At 72.4% G+C, this 23,693-nt stretch carries 22 protein-coding genes; 13 read left to right on the forward strand and 9 right to left on the reverse strand.

Going from position 1 to position 23,693, the window contains the following annotated elements; translation table 11 throughout:
* Position 1 precedes the first annotated feature (1 nt).
* The 3 genes from M8C17_RS28290 to M8C17_RS28300 all read left to right on the forward strand — a co-directional run bounded on the left by M8C17_RS28290 (position 2) and on the right by M8C17_RS28300 (position 3,148).
* Positions 2-706, forward strand: a complete 705-nt coding sequence (locus M8C17_RS28290; protein ID WP_252419614.1) for an endonuclease/exonuclease/phosphatase family protein — start codon at positions 2-4, stop codon at positions 704-706.
* Between the two features lie 114 nt (positions 707-820).
* Positions 821-2,227, forward strand: a complete 1,407-nt coding sequence (locus M8C17_RS28295; RefSeq protein ID WP_252419615.1) for an NAD(P)/FAD-dependent oxidoreductase — start codon at positions 821-823, stop codon at positions 2,225-2,227.
* A gap of 108 nt (positions 2,228-2,335) precedes the next feature.
* On the forward strand, positions 2,336-3,148 hold the full coding sequence (locus tag M8C17_RS28300) for an alpha/beta hydrolase (RefSeq protein WP_252419616.1): 813 nt from the start codon (positions 2,336-2,338) through the stop codon (positions 3,146-3,148).
* Between the two features lie 18 nt (positions 3,149-3,166).
* Here M8C17_RS28300 and M8C17_RS28305 read toward each other — a convergent pair whose 3' ends face one another.
* The 4 genes from M8C17_RS28305 to M8C17_RS28320 form a co-directional block, all read right to left on the reverse strand.
* The gene (locus M8C17_RS28305; RefSeq protein WP_252419617.1) at positions 3,167-4,648 is read right to left on the reverse strand and encodes a trehalose-6-phosphate synthase; all 1,482 of its coding nucleotides are present in this window, start codon (positions 4,646-4,648) and stop codon (positions 3,167-3,169) included.
* Between the two features lie 170 nt (positions 4,649-4,818).
* On the reverse strand, positions 4,819-5,664 hold the full coding sequence (locus M8C17_RS28310) for a DUF308 domain-containing protein (protein WP_252419618.1): 846 nt from the start codon (positions 5,662-5,664) through the stop codon (positions 4,819-4,821).
* 1,134 nt (positions 5,665-6,798) lie between these two features.
* The gene (locus M8C17_RS28315; protein WP_252419619.1) at positions 6,799-7,347 is read right to left on the reverse strand and encodes a hypothetical protein; all 549 of its coding nucleotides are present in this window, start codon (positions 7,345-7,347) and stop codon (positions 6,799-6,801) included.
* Positions 7,348-7,489: 142 nt separating this feature from the next.
* The gene (locus M8C17_RS28320; RefSeq protein WP_252419620.1) at positions 7,490-7,705 is read right to left on the reverse strand and encodes an AlpA family transcriptional regulator; all 216 of its coding nucleotides are present in this window, start codon (positions 7,703-7,705) and stop codon (positions 7,490-7,492) included.
* Between the two features lie 157 nt (positions 7,706-7,862).
* On the opposite strand from M8C17_RS28320, the gene M8C17_RS28325 reads away from it, so the two are divergent.
* The 3 genes from M8C17_RS28325 to M8C17_RS28335 all read left to right on the forward strand — a co-directional run bounded on the left by M8C17_RS28325 (position 7,863) and on the right by M8C17_RS28335 (position 10,467).
* Positions 7,863-8,114 carry a hypothetical protein gene (locus tag M8C17_RS28325; RefSeq protein ID WP_252419621.1) on the forward strand — a complete coding sequence of 84 codons (252 nt, stop codon included), beginning with the start codon at positions 7,863-7,865 and terminating at the stop codon, positions 8,112-8,114.
* Between the two features lie 138 nt (positions 8,115-8,252).
* Positions 8,253-9,296: a hypothetical protein gene (locus M8C17_RS28330; RefSeq protein ID WP_252419622.1), complete on the forward strand. Its 1,044-nt coding sequence runs from the start codon at positions 8,253-8,255 to the stop codon at positions 9,294-9,296.
* 478 nt (positions 9,297-9,774) lie between these two features.
* The gene (locus tag M8C17_RS28335; protein WP_252419623.1) at positions 9,775-10,467 is read left to right on the forward strand and encodes a 1-acyl-sn-glycerol-3-phosphate acyltransferase; all 693 of its coding nucleotides are present in this window, start codon (positions 9,775-9,777) and stop codon (positions 10,465-10,467) included.
* A 25-nt stretch (positions 10,468-10,492) separates the two neighbouring features.
* Here M8C17_RS28335 and M8C17_RS28340 read toward each other — a convergent pair whose 3' ends face one another.
* Both M8C17_RS28340 and M8C17_RS28345 read right to left on the reverse strand, forming a co-directional pair.
* Positions 10,493-11,563 carry a MerR family transcriptional regulator gene (locus tag M8C17_RS28340; protein WP_252419624.1) on the reverse strand — a complete coding sequence of 357 codons (1,071 nt, stop codon included), beginning with the start codon at positions 11,561-11,563 and terminating at the stop codon, positions 10,493-10,495.
* A gap of 115 nt (positions 11,564-11,678) precedes the next feature.
* Positions 11,679-15,251: an adenylate/guanylate cyclase domain-containing protein gene (locus M8C17_RS28345; protein ID WP_252419625.1), complete on the reverse strand. Its 3,573-nt coding sequence runs from the start codon at positions 15,249-15,251 to the stop codon at positions 11,679-11,681.
* Between the two features lie 161 nt (positions 15,252-15,412).
* On the opposite strand from M8C17_RS28345, the gene M8C17_RS28350 reads away from it, so the two are divergent.
* Positions 15,413-15,610, forward strand: coding sequence for a hypothetical protein (locus M8C17_RS28350; protein ID WP_252419626.1), 198 nt, complete (start codon positions 15,413-15,415; stop codon positions 15,608-15,610).
* Positions 15,611-15,695: 85 nt separating this feature from the next.
* Here M8C17_RS28350 and M8C17_RS28355 read toward each other — a convergent pair whose 3' ends face one another.
* On the reverse strand, positions 15,696-16,388 hold the full coding sequence (locus M8C17_RS28355; protein ID WP_030337710.1) for a Crp/Fnr family transcriptional regulator: 693 nt from the start codon (positions 16,386-16,388) through the stop codon (positions 15,696-15,698).
* 294 nt (positions 16,389-16,682) lie between these two features.
* Here M8C17_RS28355 and M8C17_RS28360 point away from each other — a divergent pair, with 294 nt between their 5' ends.
* The 5 genes from M8C17_RS28360 (at position 16,683) to M8C17_RS28380 (ending at position 20,269) form a co-directional block, all read left to right on the forward strand.
* Complete coding sequence (locus M8C17_RS28360; protein ID WP_252419648.1) at positions 16,683-17,180, forward strand: polyadenylate-specific 3'-exoribonuclease AS; 498 nt, start codon at positions 16,683-16,685, stop codon at positions 17,178-17,180.
* A 90-nt stretch (positions 17,181-17,270) separates the two neighbouring features.
* Positions 17,271-17,774: a pyridoxamine 5'-phosphate oxidase family protein gene (locus M8C17_RS28365; RefSeq protein ID WP_252419627.1), complete on the forward strand. Its 504-nt coding sequence runs from the start codon at positions 17,271-17,273 to the stop codon at positions 17,772-17,774.
* 169 nt (positions 17,775-17,943) lie between these two features.
* Positions 17,944-18,972: a 6-phosphofructokinase gene (locus M8C17_RS28370; protein WP_252419649.1), complete on the forward strand. Its 1,029-nt coding sequence runs from the start codon at positions 17,944-17,946 to the stop codon at positions 18,970-18,972.
* A gap of 71 nt (positions 18,973-19,043) precedes the next feature.
* The gene (proC, locus tag M8C17_RS28375) at positions 19,044-19,862 is read left to right on the forward strand and encodes a pyrroline-5-carboxylate reductase (protein WP_252419628.1); all 819 of its coding nucleotides are present in this window, start codon (positions 19,044-19,046) and stop codon (positions 19,860-19,862) included.
* Between the two features lie 56 nt (positions 19,863-19,918).
* Positions 19,919-20,269, forward strand: coding sequence for a DUF2203 domain-containing protein (locus M8C17_RS28380; RefSeq protein ID WP_252419629.1), 351 nt, complete (start codon positions 19,919-19,921; stop codon positions 20,267-20,269).
* 110 nt (positions 20,270-20,379) lie between these two features.
* Here M8C17_RS28380 and M8C17_RS28385 read toward each other — a convergent pair whose 3' ends face one another.
* The gene (locus tag M8C17_RS28385) at positions 20,380-21,027 is read right to left on the reverse strand and encodes a class F sortase (protein ID WP_252419630.1); all 648 of its coding nucleotides are present in this window, start codon (positions 21,025-21,027) and stop codon (positions 20,380-20,382) included.
* A complete protein-coding gene (locus tag M8C17_RS28390) occupies positions 21,024-21,893 on the reverse strand; it encodes a DUF4397 domain-containing protein (RefSeq protein ID WP_252419631.1) in 870 nt (289 codons plus the stop codon). The genes M8C17_RS28385 and M8C17_RS28390 overlap by 4 nt, the downstream gene beginning before the upstream one ends.
* A 177-nt stretch (positions 21,894-22,070) precedes the next feature.
* Here M8C17_RS28390 and M8C17_RS28395 point away from each other — a divergent pair, with 177 nt between their 5' ends.
* Positions 22,071-23,672 (forward strand): glycosyltransferase 87 family protein, encoded by a 1,602-nt coding sequence (locus M8C17_RS28395; RefSeq protein ID WP_252419632.1) that lies wholly within the window; start codon positions 22,071-22,073, stop codon positions 23,670-23,672.
* Positions 23,673-23,693: the final 21 nt, after the last annotated feature.

Genomic DNA, 23,693 nt, shown 5'->3' on the forward strand with positions numbered 1-23,693 from the left:
GATGGACCAGGCTGCCGGCGTACCGCTGCGCGTCGTCTCGTACAACATCCACAGCCAGCGCGACGACACCGCCGCGCTGGCGGCGGTGGTCCGGGCCGCGTCGCCGGACGTGGTGATCGTGCAGGAGGGGCCCCGCCGGTTCCGGTGGCGGCAGAAGTCCGCCTCGCTGGCCGAGTCGTTCGGCCTGGTGGTGGCCGCCGGTGGGCTGCCCGCGCTGGGCAACCTGCTGCTGACCAGCCTGCGGGTGCAGGTGCTCGGCAGCCGCTGCCAGCGCTTCCCGCTCACCCCCGGCCGGCACCTGCGCGGCGCCGCGTACGCCGACTGCCGCGTCGGCGGCGCCCGGTTCACCCTCGCCGGCTCGCACCTGTCCACCGACCCGGCCGAGCGTCCCGCGCAGGCCGCCGAGTTTCGGCGCGGGCTGGACGCGGCGAGCAGCCCGGTGGTGGCGGGAGCCGACCTGAACGAGGGCCCGGACGGGCCGGCCTGGGCCAGCGTGGCGCACGGGCTGACCGACGCCGCGGTGGCGGCCGACCGGGCGGACCGGCTCACCTATTCCTGCGCCGACCCGCGCCGGCGCATCGACGCGCTCTTCGTCGACCCGCGGATCACCGTCGTCGACTACGACGTGGTGGACACCCCGCAGACCCGGCGGGCCAGCGACCACTTCCCGGTCCTGGTCGACCTGCTGCTGCCCGCCACCGACTGACCCCCACCGGCCCGACCCGTCGATCCGGCCCGCGCCGGGGCTGGACATCCGGCTCCGTTGTGGAGAGGATTTCGCGGCGACCGGCACGTGTGCCGCACAAAAGGAGATGTCCCGGTGTCCACCTCCACCGACCATGGCCGGCCCGACCCGGAGGCGACCCCGTCCGCGCTGGGCCGCGACGACCGCCCGGTCTCCGACCGGGGCGACACGGTCTGCGTCATCGGGGCCGGGGCCAGCGGCCTCACCGCCATCAAGAACCTGCGCGAGCACGGCTTCGGCGTGGACTGCTACGAGCGGGAGACCGGCATCGGCGGTGCCTGGAACTGGCGGCACGACCGCAGCCCGGTGTACGCCAGCACCCACCTGCTGTCGTCGAAGCCGTTCACCCAGTTCCCCGACTTCCCGATGCCGGACTCCTGGCCGGACTACCCGCACCACAGCCAGCTGCTGTCGTACTTCGAGCGGTACGCCGACCACTTCGACCTGCGTTCGCACATCTGGTTCGGCACCGAGGTGATCCGGGTCGAGCCGGCCGCGGGCGACCGCTGGGACGTGACGACCCGCTCCACCGGCGGGTACGGGCCGGAACGCACCTCGCAGTACGCCGCCGTCGTGGTCGCCAACGGTCACAACTGGTCGCCGAAGCTGCCCCGGTACGAAGGGTTGGAGCAGTTCCGCGGCGAGATCATGCACGCCTCGTCCTACAAGGACCCCGCGCAACTGCGCGGCAAGCGGGTGCTGGTGGTCGGCGCCGGCAACACCGGCTGCGACATCGCCGTGGAGGCCGCCCAGCAGGCGTCGCGCTGCTGGCACTCCACCCGGCGTGGCTACTGGTACGCGCCGAAGTACGTGCTCGGCCGTCCCGCCGACCAGGTCAACGACGCCCTGCTGGCGATGCGGGTGCCGCTGCGGGTGCGTCAGTGGCTCTACCACTGGACGCTGCGGCTGACCGTCGGCGACCTGACCCGTTTCGGCCTGCCCAAGCCCGACCACCGGGTGTACGAGACGCACCCGATCGCGAACAGCCAGCTCGTCTACTACGTGGGCCACGGCGCGATCGGCCCGGTGCCGGACGTGGCCCGGTTCCACCCGTACGCCGTGGAGCTGGCCGACGGCCGTGAGATCGATCCCGAGCTGGTCATCTTTGCCACCGGCTATCTGCCGCGCTTCGAGTTCCTCGACGCGTCGGTGTTCGGTGACAGTGCCGGCGTGGGCCGGCCCACGTTGTGGCTCAACGCGTTCACTCCGGGGCATCCGACGCTGGCGGTGGCCGGGCTGGTCCAACCGGACTCCGGGCTGTTCACCCTGTCGCACTGGCAGACGGTGCTCTTCGCCCGGCTGCTGCTGGCCCGCCGGGACCGGCCGGAGCGTGCCGCGGCGTTCGCGCAGAAGGTGCGGGACCGGGCTGGGGAACGCTACTCGGCGCACGTCAAGGACAGCAGCCGGCACTGGTTCGAGGTCGGTCACGCCGACTACCTGCGCGCCGTCGAGCGTGCCCTGCACGACCTGGAGGGCAAGTGAGCGCGAGGAGTGAGCTTGCGAGCCCCGCAGTCGCGAACGAAAGGTCGGCCCGGTGAGCGCGAGGAGTGAGCTTGCGAGCCCCGCAGTCGCGAACGAAAGGTCGACCCGATGAGTGAGCTGCGGATCATGCGGGGTCGGGAGTGGTCCCGGCCGGTCCGGCCGGCCCGGCGTGAGGTGCTCAGCGCCACTCCGGAGCTGGAGGAGGGGCGGCCGCCGCTGCTCTTCGTCCCCGGGTTCGGCCACGGCGCGTGGGCGTTCGCCGAGCACTGGCTGGGGCACGCGGCGTCGCGGGGGTTCCCGGCGTACGCGATGAGCCTGCGCGGGCACGGCGCGAGCGAGGCCGCGCCGGAGGCGACGCTGCGCGCGTACGCCCACGATGTGGTCCAGGTGGCCGCGGGCCTGCCGCGTCAGGCGGTGCTGGTGGGGCACGGCGCCGGGGCGCTGGTGGTGGCGCACGCGCTGGCCCGCTACCCGGCGCGGGGCGCGGTGCTGGTGGCGCCGGTGTTCGGCGGTTGGGGAGTGCTGGGTGCGGCGCTGCGCCGCAACCCGTCCGGCACGCTGCCGGCGGTGTTCGGCGGCCCGCTACGGCTCAGTCGTGGCCAGCTCTTCAGCCGCGAGCTGCCCGACGAGGAGGCCCGGCGGCACGTCGCCCGGCTCGGTCGGGCCGGCCGGCGGGCGCAGTGGGCGCTGCTGGGCGCGCCGGACGCCGAGCCCGCCGTGGGTGCGCCGCCGGTGCTGGTGTTGGGCAGCCCGGATGACCGGGTGGTGCCGACGTCGGCGTTGAACGGGGTGGCCCGGCGGTACGGGTCAGCGCCGTTGCTCTTCCCCGGGATGGGGCATGACCTGATGCTGGACGCGCGCTGGGCGGAGCCGATCGACGCGATTCTGGACTGGTTGGAGAAGGAGCCCGCGACGCGCTGAGCTGCCGGCGCCCGCCGGTCAGCCGCCGGCGTGGTGGGTGGCGGGGGTGGCCCGGCTCGCCGGGTGTGGCACCCGGGCGGTGCCGTCGGTGCTGGTCAGGCGGCCGACCAGCGCGCCCGTCTCGTCGAGCGCGCTGAGGTAGGAGCCGGCCCAGGCTCGGATGTCGTGCTGGTGCAGGTAGGCGCGCATGGCGCGCATCCGCTCGGTGACGTCGGCCGGGCTGGCCCGCAGCGCCGTGCGCAACCCCTGCTTGAGCCCTTCCAGGTCGTGCGGGTTGACCAGGTACGCCTGGGACAGCTCGGCGGCGGTGCCGGCGAACTCGCTGAGCAGCAGTGCGCCGGAGTCGTCGACCCGGGCGGCGACGTACTCCTTGGCGACGAGGTTCATCCCGTCGCGCAGCGGGGTCACCGCCATCACGTCGGCGACCCGGTAGAGGGCGGCCAGTTCGGCCCGGTCGAAGGGCTGGGTGAGGTAGTGGATGGCCGGTTCCCCGACCCGACCGAACTCGCCGTTGATCCGGCCGACCTCGCGCTCGATCCGTTCCCGCAGGATCTGGTACTGGCCGACGCGCTCCCGGCTCGGCATGGCCACCTGCACCAGCACCGTGTCGCGGACCTTGACGTCGCCGTTGGCGAGCAGCTCGCTGTATGCCTTGAGCCGCTGCTCGATGCCCTTGGTGTAGTCCATCCGGTCGACGCTGAGGATGACCTGCCGGGGGTCGCCGAGGTCCTGGCGCAGCCGGCGGGCACGGGCCGCCACGTCGGGGCGGGCGGCGAGCGCGGCCATCTCGGCGGTGTCGATGGAGACGGGGAACGCGCCGATGCGCACCACCCGGTCGTCGATCCCGATCCGCCGGTCGGTGGCCGGCAGCTCCAGCACCCTGGTCACCAGTTGGGCGAAGTTGTGCGCCGCCTGGGCGCGCTGGAAGCCCACCAGGTCGGCGCCGAGCATGCCGCGCAGCAGTTCGGCCCGACGGGGCAACTGCATGAACAGCTCCGGTGGTGGGAACGGCACGTGCAGGAAGAACCCGATGCGCAGGTCCGGTCGGAGGTCACGGAGCAGGCCGGGGACGAGTTGCAGGTGGTAGTCCTGCACCCAGACCACACCGCCCGGTTCGGCCGCCTCGGCGGTGGCCTCGGCGAAGCGCTGGTTGACCCGCTGGTACGCCTCCCACCAGCGACGGTGGTGCTGCGGCTGCTCGACGGCGTCGTGGTAGAGCGGCCAGAGGGTGGCGTTGGCGAACCCCTCGTAGTGGTCACGCAGGTCCTCGCGGCTGAGCGCGACGCTGTGCATCCGGACGCCGTCCACGTCGGGCAGGGCGGGGGCCGGCCCGGTGCCGCCGGCCCAGCCGACCCACGTCGCCGGTGTGTGCCGCAGCAGGGGGTGCAGCGCGCTGACCAGCCCTCCTGGGCTGCGCCGCCATTCGCAGGCCCCGTCGGGCGCCACGCTGTCGTCGATGGGAAGGCGGTTGGCCACCACCACGAGGGAACTCTGTCGCATCTCGGGCATTCCGATCAGCAGAGGACTGACCGCCACGAAGATGGGAAAGCCGGTCAGTCAGCGAGGGAAGTGACGTACGGCGGTATTCCTACTGACAGTAAGTTACACCACTGTTACGCCCCGGGCGGGGCGTCGTCGTCCCGGGATGCGGTCGGCGGAACGCCCCGACGTCAGACGACCGCGCCGTTGTCCGGGTCGTCGTCGTCCTCGTCGCCGGGGCGCAGCCGCCAGATCAGCGTGACGAAACCGGCCAGGATGCCGGTGAACCCGAACAGGGTGACCGCCGAGCGGTCCACCGGGAGCAGCGACGGGAACAGGAACAGCACGAACCCGAGGACCACCGCGAGCGTGCCGACCACCGCGTACTTGGAGACCCGGGGCAGCGGCGGCGGTGGCGGCGGGTGGTAACCCTCGTCCTCGTCCTCGTCGTCGGGCAGGTCGGCGCCGAACGTGTCCAGCCCGTCCAGCAGTGACGGCTCGTCCGGCCGGGTGCCACGCCCGACGGAGATGCCGGAGATGTCGGTGGCGGACGGTAGCCGGCGGACGTCGGTGGCGGTCGGGCCGGCCTCGTCGGCGCCGGTGCGGCCCAGCGGACCGGTGGCCGGCTCGTCCCGGTCGTCCACGTCCTCCGCGGCCGGCCACGGGTGCTCACCGACGGTCGAGGTGCTGTGGAAACCGGCCACGATCCGCGCCCACTCGGCGTCGATGTCCGGCTCGTCGCGGGCCGGCGGTTGCTCGGGGGCCGTCTCGTCGGCGAGCTGGGTCAGGTAGTCCCGCGCGGTGGTCAGGTGCGAGCGGTCGACGTAGAGCCGGTCGACCGGCCGGGCCGGGACGGTGGTGGTGCGGGTGACCGGGTTGAGGTCGGCCGAGGGTTGGAGGTAGGCGGCGATCCCGCCGGCGGCCAGCACGTCCAGCAGGTGCTCGCCGACGCGCGGATCGACGTCGCCGACGACGGCGTACTCGCTCGCGTCGAGCCCGTTGTCCCGCCGTCCCCGGCGGGCCCCACCCGCTGACACCCGGACATCCTCCTCAACGCGCCTTCGGCGCGGCCGCCCCTGCCCCTCGGCGTCCGTCCGCACGCCGTGCTCTGAATCGTGACACGTCGGGGGCCGGTTCCGGGAGTGCGTTGTGTCGCGTCTTCCAAAGTCAGAGCCCTGCCGCTGGTCGCGGCGGAGGCTCTTTGTCGGTTTTTGCTAATCCCTTGCTAACAGAAGGTCTCAGCAGGCGGCGCTGCTCACCTTCTCGCCGACCGCCCGCATGACCTCGCCGTGCTTCTCCTGGGACAGGCGGGCGTACCGCTTGCCGGTGAACGCCGGGTTGGTGTGCCCATCACCTTCGACAAGACCGGCATCGACACGTCAGCGTTGAGCGCGATCGACGCGAACGTGTGTCGCAGGTCATGGAACCGCAGCCGGGGGAGCCCCGCCTGCTCGGTGCGCTTTCGGAACGCCCGCCCGACCGGGTACGTCCCCTCACCTCGTGAACAAGAGGCGATGGTCCGGCGGTACATCGCCGAGCAGCAGCAGCAGACCGAGCGGCTTCTACCCTCGCCCGCTGAGATGCTGCGGCGGGACCTGGAGATTAACGAGCGCGGAATGCGGCAGGTGCTCGGCAGCAGCGAAGACGGCCGGAGTGGGCGCGGGAGGCAGCCGAGAAGGAGCCGGCCGGCAGTTACGCGCCGGAGGTCCCGCGCGCCCCGTGGCTGACAAGGGCGGGCGGCCGTGTGGGGCGGAATCTCGACCGGGAGCCGGTGCCGCCTCCCGAGGGTGGGGCGGCGCGGGCTGCCCGGGTTCAAGACGACCAGGACGAGGAGTGATGACCATGGGCAAGGTAGTTCGGGGCGTCAGTGTTCGACGAGGGCGACCCCGCTGGGCAAGGTCCAGCCGACGGAGGACGTTGCGGCGGCCGGTCGGGCGCTGGAGCGGGACCGCTCGGCCAAGGACTCGGCGAATGCCCGTGGCCTTGAGGCGCACACGCGGACGGTCGAGGGCAGCAGACGACCGCCTGACCGGCATAGACTCCGGCCCCCGCCCCTGTTGCTTCTTCCAGCAGGGCGGGGACCGGTCTGTGTCGCCGAAGGGCGGTCCACCTGTCCCCGTCCCGCATGGGTTGGACGATCTGCGACTGCCCGCCGGGGAGATCTCCTGAGATCAGTCCGACAGATCCGGGTCAGCCATCGCGGCACGGAGGCAAGACTGCAACTCGGACAGGTCTCGATGTATGCCGATAATGAATTGGCTGTCAGCATCCAAGTAGGGCTGGCCCTGGGGAGTGTGGTTCGGACTGCCTTCGTACAGCTCCCAGTACAGGCTCTCCTCCGACTGGCGCAGCCGGTACCACGCATCCCGTACGGATTTCGGGGCTAAAAGCTTGACCTGTGCGGTGAGCTTTTCGTGGTGGATTAGGCCGTCTGCTCCTCTGGCTTTGGTGATGCCAAGTTCGTCGGTGACCGCACCCAACGTCTCCTCGAAGTTCTGCGAGTACTCGGCCAGATCTACATAGAGCTTGATCCGCAGCTCGCGAAGCCGATCGGCCCTCTCGCGCTGCCAGCGGATCTCGTCAATCTCTCGTTCCCTTCGCCACCGCTCGTCCTCCCGCTTCTTGCTCGCCCGTTGGGTGAGCCAAGCTGCGGTCACGGTGCCACCGACGCCAGCCGCAGCCACGACGATCGGCACCCACAAGGGAGTGCTTGCTTCCATCTCTTCAGTTTGGCGCTTGCCGACGACCCCCTGCGCTTCCGGTGGGGTCGTCGTGGGGTCTCCCGTGGCTCCCGGCGGCCTTCCGCCGCCCAGGGCGGGGTCGGCCTGCCGGGGGCGGGGGGCTTCCGAGGCGGGTCGGCTGTTACTCGGCTTCGTCGCCGTCGGTGACTCGGGGTGGCCGGTGTTCGGTGATCCACGCTTCAACGTCGACACGCAGCCAGACGGTCATGCCATGCAGGCGCTGGAATGGCTCGGGGAAGGTCGGGTAGCGCACGAGCTGGCGCATCCGGGTGCGGCTCACGCCGAGCAGCTCTTGCAGCTCGTGTGGACCGACCAGCGGCCCCGGGACCTCACCCACAGGTGGACCGTATTGGCGACGCTACTGCCGGATTGGGTCTACCTACTTGCGCAGACCCATTTGGGTGGCCAAAGTAATCCCGTGGTGACCGTCCGGTGGAGAACCCGAGACCCGGCGCGTGGTCGCCCACCTCACCACCAACTGGAGGGAGTGGCACGTGGACCAGGGCACCGAACTGGAGTGGTTGCGCGAGCGGGTCAAGGGTTTGGAGACCGCATTGCAGTGCTCGCGGCGGGAGTTGATCGACATGCGGTGTCGGTTGGCGTTGATCGCCCGGGTGGCCGAAGACCTTGAACGGGCGAAGCGGGCTCCCGGGGTGGCGTTCGGTGCGATCAACGCGGCGTTGTACTCGGAGCCGTCGACCATGCGCCAGGTGCACCGGCATCTGTCGCGGCGGCGGCCGATGTAGGGCGAGCTGTCCTGCCCCGGCTGATGCGGACGGCGAATTTTGTCGCACCCTGCAGGTAGCGTGGTCGGTCGATGTGGCCAACGCCGAGGGGGCAAGGTGGGCAATAGCTTCAAGCCCAACCGGAAGGGGTTTCGGGACTTGCAGCGCGATCTGCAGAAGCAACTCGACAAGTACCCGGTCCGGATACCGGTCCAGGGGGAGATCGCCGGGGGCGGGGGCATCGCCAGCGGCGGCGGCAACGGTGCTGGCGGGGGGTCGGTCACCGGGTCGGAGTTGGAACTCGTCGCAGGTTGGATCGTTGACTGGATCTACGAGGGTTCGAAGAACGGGCCTGGCTATCCGTCGGCCATCGGCTCGTTGATCGACAAGCTCGGCTTAGGCGACTTCCGTCCTCGGGCCGAACCGCAGATCGACGTGGCAATCGACTTCCTCAAGGGCAGGGGGTGCGTCGATGAGATGAGGCTGATGGGTGGCGGCGGCCTTGACCGGATGATCAAGCTCACCGAGATCGGCCGTACCGAGGCGGTGGCCCGGCTGGAGCGTCGCAAGGACAGTCGTGCTCGCCGTATGGCCTGCCGGGACGCGGTCCTGCGGTGGGTGTACGAGCGGGACGCCAACGGTGAGTCGACTGAGATCGCCGAGATCGCGACCAGCCCGTACGGCTGGTTCAACGGGGAACTGTTCGGCGCGGCGGACCTGGTGGGTGCGGTCCAGTTCCTGCGGGAGCGGCGGCTGTTGGGCGGGACCGACGAGACCCCGACTATCGAGCCGGCCGGGACTGAGTGCATCGAGCAGTACGGAGGGGTTGTGAGCTACCTGAACCGGGGCGACGGCGCGGGCGTGAACGTCACCGTGATGGGCGACAACAAGGGCCAACTCGCGGTGGCGAACCGGGACGTCGCCCAGAACCAGACCAACACGAACGACGCCCAGGTGTTGACCGTGTTCGCGGAGGCGCTGCGGGAGTTCGCCCGACTGCTGCCTGAGGACCAGCAGCCGCAGTACGAGACGGTCGCCGCTGAACTGGAGCGGGAGGCGGCCAAGGACGAGCCCGACAAGGGTTGGGTCCGGTCGCTGCTTGCTCGGGGGAAGGGCCTGCTGGAGGGTGCGCCGGAAGACCTGCAGCACCTCGCTCAGGTCGCGAAGATCGGGTTTGACCTCTTCGGCCAGGGCCTCGGCTGAGGTTGAGCACCAGCCCACGGTGCTAAGCCTGGTGCTAACAGACCGCGAGGGACGGGTTGGTACGGAGCGGTACCGGCCGGGATCGGCAGGGGACGGAGACGCACGTCCGGGCGTTGCGAGGCACGGAGGGGGACGGGCCGGGACCGCAGACGCCCCCTGAATCGTGACACGTCGGGGGCCGGTTCCGGGAGTGCGTTGTGTCGCGTCTTCCAAAGTCAGAGCCCTGCCGCTGGTCGCGGCGGAGGCTCTTTGTCCGTTCTTGCGAGGGGCGCGGCAGGGGACCGGCCGGCCGCCGCCCCGGAGGTACGTGGGTATCTCGGGCCGAGCGCCTCCGAAAGCCGGCCCGAGGATGTCCGAAGCCGGCCCGAGCGTCCGTTGTGGTGGGGCTCCGCGCTTCGTAGGCTCGTCGCGACGGCGGCCCCGCCCGGCGGAGCACGGGCGCGGGCGCCGTCGTCACCACGCCACGGGAAGGACGCCGGTGCTGTACTGGCTGTTGAAGTACGTCATCCTCGGTCCGCTGCTCAAGCTGATCTTCCGGCCACAGGTGGAGGGCCTGCACCACATACCGGCGACCGGGCCGGTGATCCTGGCCAGCAACCACCTCTCCTTCTCCGACTCGATCTTCACGCCGCTGATCACCCCTCGGAGGGTCACCTTCGTGGCCAAGGCCGAGTACTTCACCGGCAAGGGGATCAAGGGCTGGCTGACCAGGATGTTCTTCGTCGGCACGGGCACCATCCCGGTGGACCGCTCCGGCGGCCGGGCGGCCCGCGCCGCACTGGACACCCAGCTGCAGGTGCTGCGTACCGGGGGAGTGGCCGGCATCTACCCGGAGGGGACCCGGTCCCCGGACGGGCGGCTCTACCGGGGCAAGACCGGTGTGGCCCGGCTCGCCCTGGAGAGCGGCGCGCGGGTGGTGCCCGTGGTGATGCTCAACGCCGACGAGATCCAGCCGCCGGGCAAGCTGATCCCCAAGGTCGCCCGCGTGAAGATCCGCTTCGGCGCTCCGCTGGACTTCTCCCGCTACGCCGGGCTGGCCGGCGACCGGTTCGTCGAACGCGCCGTCACCGACGAGATCATGTACGAGCTGATGGAACTTTCCGGCCGCGAGTACGTCGACATCTACGCGCAGAAGCTCAAGGAGCGTGTCCCCGCGCCGGTGGCCGCCTGACCCGGGGTGACCGGAGGCGTCGCGGCTAGGTCGCGACGACGTCGGCGACGACGCAGGCGATGTTGTCCGGTGCCCCCTCGGCGTACGCGAGTGAGATCAGCCGCTGCACGGTCTGCTCGGGATCACCCGCCCCGGTCAGGGCCGTGCGCAGCGCCGCGCGGTCCACCACGGCGGACAGACCGTCGGAGCACAACAGGTAGCGGTCGCCGGCCAGGGCGGTGCGCAGTGCCAGGTCCGCCTCGACATGGTCCCCGCCGGCTCCCAGTGCCCGCACCAGCAGGGCCCGCTGGGGATGCGCCGCGGCCTCGTCGCGGCTGAGCTTGCCCTGGTCGACCTGTGACTGCACCCAGGTGTGGTCCTGGGTGAGCTGGAACAGCTCACCGCCGCGCAGCAGATATGCCCGGGTGTCGCCGATGTGCACCAGGGCCAGTTGGGAGCCGCGGCGCAGCATCGCGGTCAGGGTGGTGAACGGCTGGTGATCGTCGGTCGCCGCCCTGAACACGGTCCGATCGGCCTCGCTGACCGCATCGGCCAACCTGGTGAGCAGTTCGGCAGCCGGCACGTCGACCAGCTCCAGCGGCTTGAGGGCGTCGATGGCCGCGCTGCTGGCGGCGGCACCCCCGGGCCCGCGTGCGCCGTCGGCGACCGCCAGCAGGACATCGCTGGCGTAGGTGGCGTCCTCGTTGCTGTCGCGCCCGGTCCCGGTGCTACAGCCGGCGGCGTGGCGGATGCCGAGGGTGGGGTTGGCGTCGGACATGGTGGTTCCCCTTCCCGACAGGTGCTCGACGAGGAAGGTGGTGAGGCGTCCGCGGGCCGCCGTGTCGGTCACGATCCGCTGCCAGTACGCGTGGATCGCCTCGGCCGCCGCGGCGGGTTCCAGGCCGCAGACGACGCGGATCTCCGCCAGCGGCATGCCGATGCGGCGAAGCTGGGCGATCAGCCGGGCCCGGTCCAGCTGGTCCGGCTCGTAGAGCCGGTAACCGGAATCAGGGTCGACCGCGGCCGGCGGCAGCAGTCCGAGCTCGTCGTACAGGCGCAACGCCTTCGGCGTCAGCCGCGCCGCGCGGGCGAACGCACCGATGGTCAGCAGCCCCACGTCGACATCCTCCTCGTACCGGTCACGGCGACCGGTACGAACCAGGCTGGAGCTTGCCCAAAGGGAAAGGTCAAGGGGCGTGGACGAACCCGTCCCGGTGCCCGGCCCGCAACGGTCAGGAGGCGAGAGTGGGGGAGGCCGCGGCGGTCGGGAAACCGGCGAGGGTGAGCAGGCCCGGAGCCCCGTTGCGCGCGGCGAACACCCGGACGTCGGCCAGCGCGCCCTGGAGGCCGATGCGGTCGCCGGCGCGTTTCAGTTCCGCCGCGGCGAACGCCAGCGCCAGGATCTGGTCGGAGACGTCCGGTATCCGGCCGTAGATCTCGGCTCCGGCCAGGTGCAGCTCGGCGGCCCGCTCGTGGTCGCCGTCGGCGGCGGCCACCGCGGCGGTCACCGTCCGCAGCGCCGCCTCCGACCAGGGCGTACGGTGCCCGACACGGTCGAGCATCGTGCGCACCCGCACCGCCGCCTCCCGGCCCGCGAGGCTCGCCGCGTACGCCGCCGCCGCGATCCACTCCCCGCTCGCCAGGGCCGGCACCGCCGACCAGGAGGCGTCCAGCTCGTCGATCAGCTCTGCCGCTTCCGCCTCGTGGCCCTGCAACGCCCGGCACAGCGCGGCCATGCCGAGCATCGTCCAGTGCAACCGGTGGAACCCGCTGCTGCGCGCCGTGTGCAGCGCGGCGGCGACGTCGTCGTGGTGCCCGGGACCGGCCGGTCGCCCGGCGGCGGCGTTCCCGGCCGGCGGGACCGGGTGGCCGCGCAACACCAGCAGGCAGGAGCGAAGGCCCCGCACCTGCATGTCCCAACTGCCGGTCGGGGTGTCCACGAACGCCTCCGCCGCGGTGAGCAGCCGGCCGAAGTCGCCCTCGAACCAGGCCCGCATCGCCTCGGCGGAGTAGCTGGTGGTCAGGGTCTGCCCGCTGGCGGTGCGGGCCGGCGCGGCCGAGAGCAGGGCGTCGGAGCGCAGCCAGTCGCCCTCCTCCCGGATCGCCCACGCGAGGTTCTGCGTCGCCCGGGGCAGCGCCAGCAGTTGACCGGTGCGGCTGAACTCGACGATCGCGTGCAGCTCGTCCAGGCCCACCCGGTCGCCCGACTGGTAGCGGGCGGTGGCCGCGGTGATCCGGGCGTTGGTGCGGGTCTCGGTCAGACCCAGCCGCTCGGCGATCTCCGCCGCGGTGTCCGCCGCCGCCACGGCCGGGTCCCCCTCGTAGTTGAGCATGTGCAGGCGGCCCAGCTCGGCGTACGCGTCCGCCTTCTGGGGGGTGTCCGGCAGCGGCTCGAACAACTGCACCGCGCGGTCCAGGCAGGCCAACGCGTCGCGCCGGTCGGCGCGCAGCCAGGCGGCCTGGCCCAGCAGCGTCCACGCGCGGGCGGCGCAGGCGTCGTCGCCGTGCGCCAGCAGCCGGTCGGCGAGCGCGTGCACCTGCTCCGGGCCACCGCCGGAGAGGAACTCGTTGCCGTCCCGGTAGAACGAGATCTCGGTGCTCAGCAGCTCCAGCTGGAGCCGGCCCACCGGGTCACTGTCGTCGGCCAGGCCGAGCGCCCGGCCGGCGTGGCTGGCCGCGGCCTCCAGCCCGTGCAGGGCGTACGCCCGGCGGGCCGCCCGGTGCAGCGCCCGCCGCGCCGGCCCGGCGTACCGGCGGACCTGCATGCCGAGCGACCGGGCGATCTCGTGGGCAGCCCAGCGGTGGTGGGCGAGCACCTCGGCCAGGTCGGTGTCGCGGCTGTGGGACAACGCGTCGAGCCAGTCGGCGGCCCGCTCGTGCCGGGCCACCCGCTCGGTGCGCGGCAACCGCTGGTAGCAGACGTCGCGCACCAGCACGTGCCGGAACCGGAACTCCGCCTGCCCGGCCATGGTCGACGCCGCCTGCTCGTGCACGAAGTCGCGCTGCTCCAACCGGCGCAGTGAACGCTCGACCGACTCGACCGGCTGCCCGAGAGCGGCGGCCACCGCGCCCGGCCAGAACTGCACCCCGACCACCGAGGCGGCCAGCAGCACGGCGCGGTCCTTGGCGTCCAGCAGGTCCACCCGGTTGGCGATCACCGCGTGCACGCTCTCCGGCATGCTCAGCTCAAGCTGCTTGTCCAGCGACCAGCCCCGTCCGGACTGGCGCAGCGCGCCCTGCTCGATCAGCATCCGGACGTACTCGTGGGCGTAGAGCGGGTTGCCGCCGGCCACCTCGATCAGCGGGCTCAGCATGTCGGCGGAGAACGCGGCCTGGCCGAACATGTGCGCGTACAGCGCGGCGATGCCGGTGTCGCGCAGCGGCGGCAGGGTGATGGTCACCGAGCCGGTGATGGTGCCGGCCCAGCTCGGGTCGCGGTCGACCAGCTCGGGACGGGCGGTGCAGAGCAGCAGCAGCGGCACCTCGCGGGCCGCCGCGCCGAGCAGCTCCACGAAGCGCAGCATGGCGTCGTCGGCCCAGTGCAGGTCCTCGAAGACCAGCACGGTGGGGCGGCGGGCGGCCAGCGCCAGCAGAAAGCGCCGCCACGCCGACTCCGCCTCCTCGGCGGGCAGCGGTGTGCCGGGCAGCCCGACCAGGGGCCGGAGCGCGTCCACCACCCGGGCCCGCTCACCCGGGCCGATCAGCTCGCCGACGGCCGCGGCCAACCGTTGCGCCGCGCTGCTGGCCGGGTCGGTGTCCAGGATTCCGGCCTCGGACTTGACGATGTCGGCCAGCGCGGCGAACGTGACGTTCTCCCCGAACGGCGGGCAGCGCCCCGTCCGCCAGGTCAGCGGCTCGTCGACCAGCCGACCGGTGTGCCGGTGGAGTTCCCGCAGCAGCCGGCTCTTGCCGATGCCGGCCCGGCCGAAGATGGTCACCACCTGCGGCAGCCGGTCGCGCAGCGACCGGTGCAGGGCGTTGACCAGCATGCCCAGCTCGTGTTCCCGGTCGACCAGGGGCGTGGTGTCCGGCTCCTGGTCGGTGGGCTGGCGGCGCAGCGGGGACAGGGCGAGCCACACCTCGGTCGGCGACGACCGGCCGCGCAGGGTGACCGGCGGCTGCTCCTCGTAGCGGATCGCGTCCTTGGTCAGCGCGTGCGTGGTGCCGCACACCAGCACCCCACCCGGCGGCGCGACCGACTGCATCCGGGAGGCCGTGTTCACCACGTCGCCGGCGACGATCGCCTGCCCGCCGTCGCGGGCGGCGGCCACGTCGACCAGCGCCTCACCGGTGGCGACCCCCACGCGGAACCGCAGCTCGGTGCTGCCGGTCGGTGCGAACCGGGTGAGCACCCGTTGCAGCTCCAGCCCGGCCCGTACGCAGCGCAACGCGTCGGTCTCGGTGGCGATCGGCGCGCCGAACAGCGCCATCACCGCGTCGCCGATGTACTTCTCCACCACGCCGCCGTACTGCCCGACGACCCGTCGGGCGGCGGAGAAGAAACCGGTCTGCATGCCGCGGACCTGCTCGGGATCGGCCCGCTCGACGTACGGGGTGAAGTCGATCAGGTCGACGAAGAGCACGCTCACCCGGCGGCGGTCCTCCTGCGGGCTGACGGCGGCCGGTCGGTCGGCGCCCGGGCGGGGCGACCCGCACGACGTGCAGAAGGTGACGTCGGAGGCGAGCGGCCGCAGGCAGTGCGGGCAGACCGCACCCAACTCGGCGCCGCAGCCACCGCAGAAGCGGTCGCCGTCGGCGGCCGTACGTCCACAGCGCCCACACTGCGCGGCGATGACACCCTCCACTGGCGAACCGGCTGACGCCCACGGCGTCCCGTCAGTGGAAGTATCACCGCCGGCGCGGCTGTCAGGTACCGGGCTGTTGGTTTGTGGACAGTCCACCGAGGGGTGGACGCATTAGATTCAGGCGGCCACATCTCGATCAGCGACCACAGGGGGACAGGCCAATGGTGTACGTCAAGTTGGAGAGCGACTGGACCGACGGCAACGGGGTCAGCCACTCCGCGGGTGAGTCGGTGGACGTCGACGCCGCCACCCTCGCCAGCCTGCAGGCCGAGGGCATCGTCATCGAGCAGTCCCACGGGACGGGCGGCGACGGCAAGAGCCCGGACAAGTGGGCCGGTCCCGGCAGCTCCGGGGTCTGACTCAGCGCCTGACGCGACGACGAGGCCGGGTCACCCACGGGTGACCCGGCCCTGTCGTGTCCGTTGCGGGGTGTCGAGCTGAGGGTCAGCGGTCGTTCATGCCGGCGCGCCGGCGCAGCGCGGCCACGTCGGTCACCACGATCCGGCGCCCCTCGGTGCGCAGCCAACCACGACTGGCGAACGAACCGATCGCCTGGTTGACGCTCTGCCGGGAGCCGCCGGCCATCTCGGCGAGCTGGCTCTGGTTGAGCTCGATCGTGATCATCGGTGCCTGGCTCTCGCCGGCCAGCCGGACCAGCGTCTTGGCCACGCGACCGGGCAGGTCGAGGAAGACGTGGTCGGCGTTCTGCTCGGTGAGCCGGCGGATCAGCCCGCCCAGCGAGCGCATCACCGCGTCCAGGATGCGGGGGTTGGAGTGCACCAGCTCCATGAACGCCCCCCGGGACAGCGCGAGCGCCGCGCAGTCCTCGATGGCCTCCGCCGAGGCGGACCGGGTGGACGCGTCGAGCAGGGAGACCTCGCCGAGCACGTCCGGCGGACGGATCACCGACAGCACGGCCCGCTCACCGGTCGGTGCGGTGCGGAACACGGCCACCGCGCCGCGACGCAGCACGATCAGCGACTCGCCGGGGTCGTTCTCCACGAAGAGCAGCTGCCCCTTGCGGTAGGTGCGCGGGACGGCGGCGGCGATGACCCGTTGCCGCACCTCGGGCTCCAGCCCCGCGAACATCTCGACACCCGTGAGCGCGTCACCCGGCTCCGGCAGGCGAACCTCCACGGCCCAACCCCTCCCCGGTCAAGGACCACAACTCGCTCACCGGGCGAACCTGCTGGCCCTGACAAGGTGAACTGACACCGGTTCGGCGTCCGGTAGCGGTACACATCAGATCATGACGGTCCGGTCGCTTGCTGTACACCCCTCGAAGCACTTCCGTGACCGTCGCGAGCTGCGGCGTACCGCTTTGCAGGGGTGCGGATCCGGGTCGGCGGCACGGGTCCCCGCTGGCCCGGGCCGCGCCGACCGCCGGCCCCGCCGAGCGCCGCCGCGGGGTGGTGGGCGAGGATGGCTGGAATGGTCTACCGCTACTTCTACGACTGCGAGTTCATCGAGGACGGCCAGGTCGTCGACCTCGTCTCGATCGGTGTCGTCGACGAGTACGGCCGCGAGTTCTACGCGGTCTCCACCGAGTTCGACGACTCCCGCGCCGTGCCCTGGGTCCGGCGCAACGTGCTGGACAAGCTGCCGTCGCCGGCCGACCGGGCGTGGCGTTCGCGGGAACGCATCCGCGACGACCTGTACGACTTCCTCGTCGAACCGGTCCGGGACCGACCGGGGGAGCAACTGGAGCTGTGGGCCTGGTACGCCGCGTACGACCACGTGGTGCTCGCTCAGCTCTGGGGTGCGATGCCGGCGCTGCCCCGGGAGATCCCGCGGTTCACCAAGGAGTTGCGGCAGCTCTGGGACGACCGTGGCCGGCCGACGCTGCCGGACGCGGACGCGGCCCGGCACGACGCACTGGTCGACGCCCGGCACAACCTGGCCCGCTGGCGGGCGATGACGGCCCGCTGAGCGGCTTCATCCGTGTTGGCCGTGCCGCTGGAGGTTTGACCGGTTCTGTCCCGGGCAACGGTTCGACGAGTCGAGCCGAGGGAGACTGCCATGAGCAACGAGCCGACCACCGCGGCCGAGGCCCGTGCCCGGGTCACCGAGCTGGCCCGCGCCGCGCGGATCTGCATGCTCACCACGATCGCCCTGGACGGGCGGCAGGTGAGCCGGCCGATGGGGCTCCAGGAGGCCGAGTTCGACGGCGACCTGTGGTTCTTCGCCTACGACGACTCGGCAAAGGTCCGCCAGATCCGGGTGAACCCGGAGGTCAACGTCGCCTTCTCCGACCAGAAGCACAACTCCTGGGTGTCGATCTCGGGCACGGCCAACGAGGGGTTCGACCGGTCCCGAGCCGAGCAGTTGTGGAGCCCGGTGCTCAAGGTGTGGTTCCCGGACGGGCTGGACACCTCCGGCCTCACGATGATCAAGGTGCACGCCAGCTCCGCCGAGTACTGGGACTCGCCCAGCAGCACCGTGGTCAACCTGCTCGGCTTCGCCCGGGCGGCCGTCACCGGCCAGCCACCGAACCCCGGCGAGAACCACGAGGTGACCTACTGACCGCGACCGGTGGCGGGTCGCTCCGGGGCGCGCTGTCGCCGCACAGGCAGGCCGACTACAGTGCGCAGTGACGGCCCGCCCCGGGCCGGCAACGGCGCCGAGGTCTGACCTGACACATATCCTGGGGCATATCGGGCTTTACCTGATGCTCCAGGAGGATGAGCGGATCATGCGTATCGGCGTGCTCACCGGCGGCGGCGACTGCCCCGGTCTCAACGCGGTCATCCGGGCGGTGGTCCGCAAGGGCGTCGCCACCTACGGTCACGAGTTCGTGGGCTTCCAGGACGGTTGGAAGGGCCCGCTGGAGGGTCTGTCCCGGCCCCTGGGTATCGCCGACGTGCGCGGCATCCTGCCCCGCGGTGGCACCATCCTCGGCTCGTCCCGGACCAACCCGTTCAAGATCGAGAACGGCGTCGAGCGGATCAAGGACAACCTCGCCTCGCAGGGCGTGGACGCGCTCATCGCGATCGGCGGCGAGGACACCCTCGGCGTGGCCACCAAGCTCTACGAGCTGGGCGTGCACGTGGTCGGCGTCCCGAAGACGATCGACAACGACCTGGGCGCCACCGACTACACCTTCGGCTTCGACACCGCGGTCAACATCGCGATGGAGGCCATCGACCGGCTGCACACGACTGCGGAGAGCCACCACCGCACCCTGGTCGTCGAGGTGATGGGCCGGCACGCCGGCTGGATCGCCCTGCACGCCGGCCTGGCCGGTGGCGCCAACGTGATCCTGCTGCCCGAGCGTCAGTTCGACGTCGACCAGGTGGCCGGCTACGTCGAGAAGCGCTTCCAGCACCAGTACGCCCCGATCGTGGTGGTCGCCGAGGGCGCCCAGCCGCTGGACGGCCAGATGGTGCTCGCCAACCAGGAGCTGGACTCGTTCGGTCACGTCCGCCTCGGCGGCATCGGCCAGTGGCTGGCCGAGCAGCTGGAGGCCAAGACCGGCAAGGAGGCCCGCACCGTGGTGCTGGGCCACATCCAGCGCGGTGGCACCCCGACGGCCTTCGACCGGGTGCTCGCCACCCGGCTCGGCCTGCAGGCCATCGACGCCGTCAACGAGGGCGACTGGGGCAAGATGGTCGCGATGCAGAGCACCGACATCGTCCGGGTGCCGCTGGCCGAGGCCACCCGCGAGCTGAAGACCGTCCCGCTGGAGCGGTACGCCGAGGCCGAGGTCTTCTTCGGCAGCTGATCGACGGTCGGCGGCGCGGCGGGCCTGCGGGTCCGCCGCGCCGCGACCCGATGCGAGGGGGTACGGCCGAGATGTCAGCCGGGGTGCACACGGTCGCGGTGATCGGCGCGGGCAAGATCGGTGAGCTGATGCTCTCCGGGCTGCTGCGCTCGGGATGGCCGGTGGACCGGCTGCTGGCCACCGCCCGCCGACCGGCCCGCGCCGAGGAGCTGACCGCCCGCTACGGCATCCGTGTTGTCGACAACGCGGCCGCCGTGGACGAGGCGGCGGTGCTCGCCATCTCGGTGAAGCCGCAGGACGCGGCGACGCTGCTCGACGAGATCGGCCCCAAGGTGCCCGCCGACAAGCTGGTCATCTCGCTCTGCGCGGGGCTTCCCACCAGCTTCTTCAGCCGCCGGCTGCCCGAGGGCACCCCGGTGGTGCGGGTGATGACCAACACCCCGGCGCTGGTCGACGAGGCGATGACGGCGATCTCGGCGGGCGCGTACGCCACCGGGGCGCACCTGGCGCTGGCCGAGGAGATGTTCAAGCCCCTCGGCCAGACGATCCGGGTGCCCGAGTCGCAGCAGGACGCGGTCACCGCGCTCTCCGGCTCCGGCCCGGCCTACTTCTACCTGCTGGTCGAGGCCATGATCGACGCCGGGATCCTGCTGGGGCTGCCCCGGCAGGTCGCGCACGAGCTGATCGTGCAGACCGCGATCGGCTCCGCGGTGATGCTGCGTGACTCCGGCGAGCACCCCGTCAAGCTGCGCGAGGCGGTCACCTCGCCGGCCGGCACCACCATCTCCGCCATCCGTGAGCTGGAGAAGCACGGCGTACGGGCGGCCCTGCTCGCGGCGCTGGAGGCCGCCCGGGACCGCGCCCGGGAGTTGGCCGCCCAGGCCGACTGAGGCGGTCGCGGGCCGCGGGGTCCTGTACCGCCCGGCGGGTGCCGCATACTGGCCGGGTGTTCACACTCGCCCAGGCCCGGCACCTGGTGGCCACCCTGCAGCCGCGTGTCGACGAGTTGATCCGGCTCCGGGCCGACCTCGCCGAGCTGCGCGTCGACCTGGCCGACCACGGCGTCAGCGCGCTCGGTGGGCTGGCCGAGGTGAAGGGTCTGGAGGCCCGGCTGCACGCCGTCGTCGACGAGCTGCACCAGCACGACATCCAGGTCAAGGGCATCGCGCCGGTGCTGCTCGACTTTCCCGGCGAGCGGGCCGGCCGCGCCGTGCTCTGGTGCTGGCTGGAGGGGGACTCCGACGTGCGCTGGTACCACCGGGCCGAGTGCGGCTTCGCCGGCCGCCGCCCGGTCTGACGCCGCTGCCGGCGCGGACCGCCGGGCAGGAGTCCACGATCCACTCGGGATGCCGGAAACCGGGGCATCCCGGCGAGCCGAACACCCCGACATCCTTGAACCCGAGGTGATCAGGTCGCTTCGGCCACCGCGAACACCACCACGTTGTCCCGGTAGTGCCCGCTCCGTCGGTCGAAGTCACCCCCGCAGGTGACCAGGCGCAGCTCCGCACCGGGCGTCGGCCCGTAGACCGCCGCCGTGGGGAAGCGGTCCTTGCGGACCCGCAGCGACCCGGTCACCCGGAACGACAGCCGCTGCGCGCCGCGCCACACCTCCACCCGGTCACCGGGTCGCAGCTCACCGAGCCGGGCGAACACCGCCGGGCCGCGCCGCGAGTCCAGGTGCCCGGCAAGCACCGCCGGACCGGTGTCGCCGGGGGCCGGGCCACCGCCGTACCAGCCGGCAACGCCGAAGTCGTCCGGCGGGACCAGCGCACCCGCGCCGTCCAGGCCCAGCACCGTGAGCGATGAGTCGACGCCGATGCGCGGCACGCGTACCCGGGTGGGTGGACCCTGCGGCGCGGGCGCGACGGCCACCGACGGGCAGCCGTCGGTGCAGCCGGGGTGCCAGCTCGCCACCGGCGGCGGGCTGCCGGTGCCGGCCAGCCCGACCCCGGTGCCGGCGGCCAGGCAGACCGCCGCACCGGCCGCGACGAGCGCGGCCAGCGGCACCCGGCGGTCGCGGTGCCGCCGAATCGACAGGTCCGGCCCGGCGCTCACCAGGTCGTGCGCCGCCGCCGACGCCAGAGCAGCAGGGCCACCGCGCCGGCCGCCGCGGCCAACCCGCCGGCCACCAGGGGGTACGCGTCCAGCCCGGTCCCGGCGGTGCCGCCGGCGCCGGTGTCCACCCCGCCGGCCGGGACGACAGTGCCGCCCTCGGCGTCGCGTCGCAGCTCGGCCGTGAGCCCGCCCTGCTTGGAGTCGAGCACCAGCAGCGAGTAGACCGCGCCGCCGGTCAGCCGCACCTCGGCGTCGGTGCTCGTGCCACCCGCGCCCGTCAGCCGCAGACGCCAACTGCCCGGCTCGACCTGCTGGTATTCGGTCGTGGTGGCGAACTGCACTCCGTTGGCGATCGTCGGGCCGTCGGCGGCCGCCACGTCGAGCACCGGGGTCCGCACCGACGCCTGCACCACCCGCACCTTGGCGCGGCCGTCGCTGGGGGCGCTGAGGTCGTCGTTGAGCACCCGCAGGCCGAGGTCGGCGTGCCGGCCGACGCCGGCCACCGTGTAGGCGTCGCCGCTGGTCACGGCCACCTCGGTGGTGAGCACCGGCGGGTCGGTGGCCGGGGCGCCGGCCTCGCGCATCGCCACCGCGTACCGGCCGGGAGGCAACGACAGGTAGTCGGAGACCACGCCGTAATCCACCCCGGGGAAGACCTGCGGCTTCGCGGCGTCCGGCGCGGCCAGGTAGACGTCCACCGCCGGGGTGTCGGGGGAGAGGTGGGCGAGTCGGACGTATCCGACGGTGTCCACGCCGGTCGCGGCACCGGCCGGCATCGGCGTGCCGGCGGCGGCGAGAGTGGTGCCGAGCAGGAGAGCGCCGGTGCCAGCCAGCAGCCGGCGGGGTGCGGTGCGGAGCGTGTGCATGTCGCCTCCGGGGGGCACGTTCGGTGAGCGGGCGGCAACCCAGGGGAACAGAGTCCCGTGTACAGGACTGCGGCGCAAGTTGCCGAACCGATGTTTTTGTCGCCGTCCCGGGAGGCAGACGCGGCGCCGGCTGTGCCGGGGCCACCGCAGGCCGTCGTACTCCCTTATTCTCGGTCGATGCGGGATCGCCGGGTGGCGCTGGCGTGGACGGCGTTCGTCGTCGTCGCGGTGGTGTCCTGTGTGCTCGTGCTGCGGCGCGAGGACCGGCTCTCCGACCTGCACATCTACTACGGCGCACTGTCCGATCTGCACGCCGGCAAGCCGCTGTACGGGTACGTGGCGGAAAACGGCGGGCCGTTCACCTACCCGCCGTTCGCCGCCCTCGTGCTGGGGCCGATCACCGCCGTCAGCGAGGGCGTCCTGCAAGGCTTCTGGCTGGTGGCGACGTGCGCGGCGGTCGTCGCCATCGCCGCGTCGGTCGGTGTCGCGCTGACCACCCGGCGCTCCCGCCGGCCGCTCGTCGTGGCGGTCGCGGCCACGGTGCTGATGCTCTCCGCGCCGGTGCAGAGCAACCTGCGCTTCGGCCAGGTCAGCATCTTCATCGTGCTGATGGCGCTGCTGGACGGCATGGGCGTCCTCCCACCCCGACTGCGCGGGATGCTGGTCGGTGTCGCCGCGGCGATCAAGCTGACCCCGCTGCTGTTCGTGGTCTACTTCCTCGCCGTCGGGCGCTACCGCGACGCCGGCCGCGCGGCGGCGACGTTCGTGGCCTGCGCGGGGCTCGCCGCGATCGTGCTGCCTGGCGAGAGCTGGACCTACTGGACCGAAGCCGTCCGGCAGACGTCCCGGATCGGCAACCTCGCCTCCCTGGGCAACCAGTCCCTGCACGGGGTGCTGCTGCGCGTCGGCGTCGACGAGTCGACGCTCCCCCCGCTCTGGGCCGGCCTGGTCGCGCTGATCTGCGCGGCGGCGCTGCTGCGGGCCCGGCAGTTGACACGGCAGGGCCGTCCCGGGCACGCCGCGGTGCTCGTCGGCTGCGCCACCGTGGCCGCGTCCCCGGTGTCCTGGACCCACCACCAGGTGTGGCCGGTGCTCGCCGCGATGCTGCTGATCGGCGCGTCTGGCGTCACCCGGCGGGCGGCCGGGGCGGCACTGCTCGCCGCCATGGTCGTCTCGTTGGGTGCGGTGCTCAGCCCGATCTCGACACGGCCGGGCGTGCAGTTCCTCTTCGAGAACGCCCGCGCCGTCGGCGTGTGTCTGCTGTGCCTCGTCGGCTTCGGCGGCGTCGCCGTCGCCGCCCAGCGCACGAGCAGACGACCGGCCGCCGGGCGGGCCTGGCTGCGGGTGGGCGTCACGGCCACGGTGGCGGTCGCCTTCTTCGCCGTGCAGCCGCTACCGGCCGGGGCCGACCCCACCTTCAAGGCGTACACCCTCGACGACGTGGTCAACCCGCGATACTTCTTCGTCTGCCGGGGCCCGGCCGAGTGCGCCGCCTACGCCACCGACGCGCCGGTCACCTTCGGCACCCGCGCCGAGAAGACGAAGGTCCGGGTCAACGGTGTGGTCTCCCCGCGGGTGACCCGCCTGGAGTACTACTCGGCCCCGGGCGGCGCGCCCCGGGCCATTCCGCTGCTCGCCGCCTACCCGGGTACGCGGACGTTCTCGTTCCGGTCGGCGACCATGGCCGAGGGACGGCTCGTCGCGTACGCCTCGGACGGCCAGCCGATCGCCAGCTACGACGACGAACTCGCCGCCGCCCTCCGTACGACCACCCGCTAGGCGGTCACTGGAGGGCGGCGG

The organism is Micromonospora sp. RHAY321 (assembly GCF_023896955.1).
Classification (GTDB): domain Bacteria; phylum Actinomycetota; class Actinomycetes; order Mycobacteriales; family Micromonosporaceae; genus Micromonospora.

Coding starts and splice junctions, on each gene's coding strand:
- M8C17_RS28290 (WP_252419614.1), top strand. CDS start 2: ATGGACCAGGCTGCCGGCGTACCGCTGCGCGTCGTCTCGTACAACATC.
- M8C17_RS28300 (WP_252419616.1), top strand. CDS start 2,336: ATGAGTGAGCTGCGGATCATGCGGGGTCGGGAGTGGTCCCGGCCGGTC.
- M8C17_RS28305 (WP_252419617.1), bottom strand. CDS start 4,648: ATGCGACAGAGTTCCCTCGTGGTGGTGGCCAACCGCCTTCCCATCGAC.
- M8C17_RS28315 (WP_252419619.1), bottom strand. CDS start 7,347: ATGGAAGCAAGCACTCCCTTGTGGGTGCCGATCGTCGTGGCTGCGGCT.
- M8C17_RS28350 (WP_252419626.1), top strand. CDS start 15,413: ATGGTGTACGTCAAGTTGGAGAGCGACTGGACCGACGGCAACGGGGTC.
- M8C17_RS28360 (WP_252419648.1), top strand. CDS start 16,683: ATGGTCTACCGCTACTTCTACGACTGCGAGTTCATCGAGGACGGCCAG.
- M8C17_RS28365 (WP_252419627.1), top strand. CDS start 17,271: ATGAGCAACGAGCCGACCACCGCGGCCGAGGCCCGTGCCCGGGTCACC.
- M8C17_RS28370 (WP_252419649.1), top strand. CDS start 17,944: ATGCGTATCGGCGTGCTCACCGGCGGCGGCGACTGCCCCGGTCTCAAC.
- proC (WP_252419628.1), top strand. CDS start 19,044: ATGTCAGCCGGGGTGCACACGGTCGCGGTGATCGGCGCGGGCAAGATC.
- M8C17_RS28390 (WP_252419631.1), bottom strand. CDS start 21,893: ATGCACACGCTCCGCACCGCACCCCGCCGGCTGCTGGCTGGCACCGGC.
- M8C17_RS28395 (WP_252419632.1), top strand. CDS start 22,071: ATGCGGGATCGCCGGGTGGCGCTGGCGTGGACGGCGTTCGTCGTCGTC.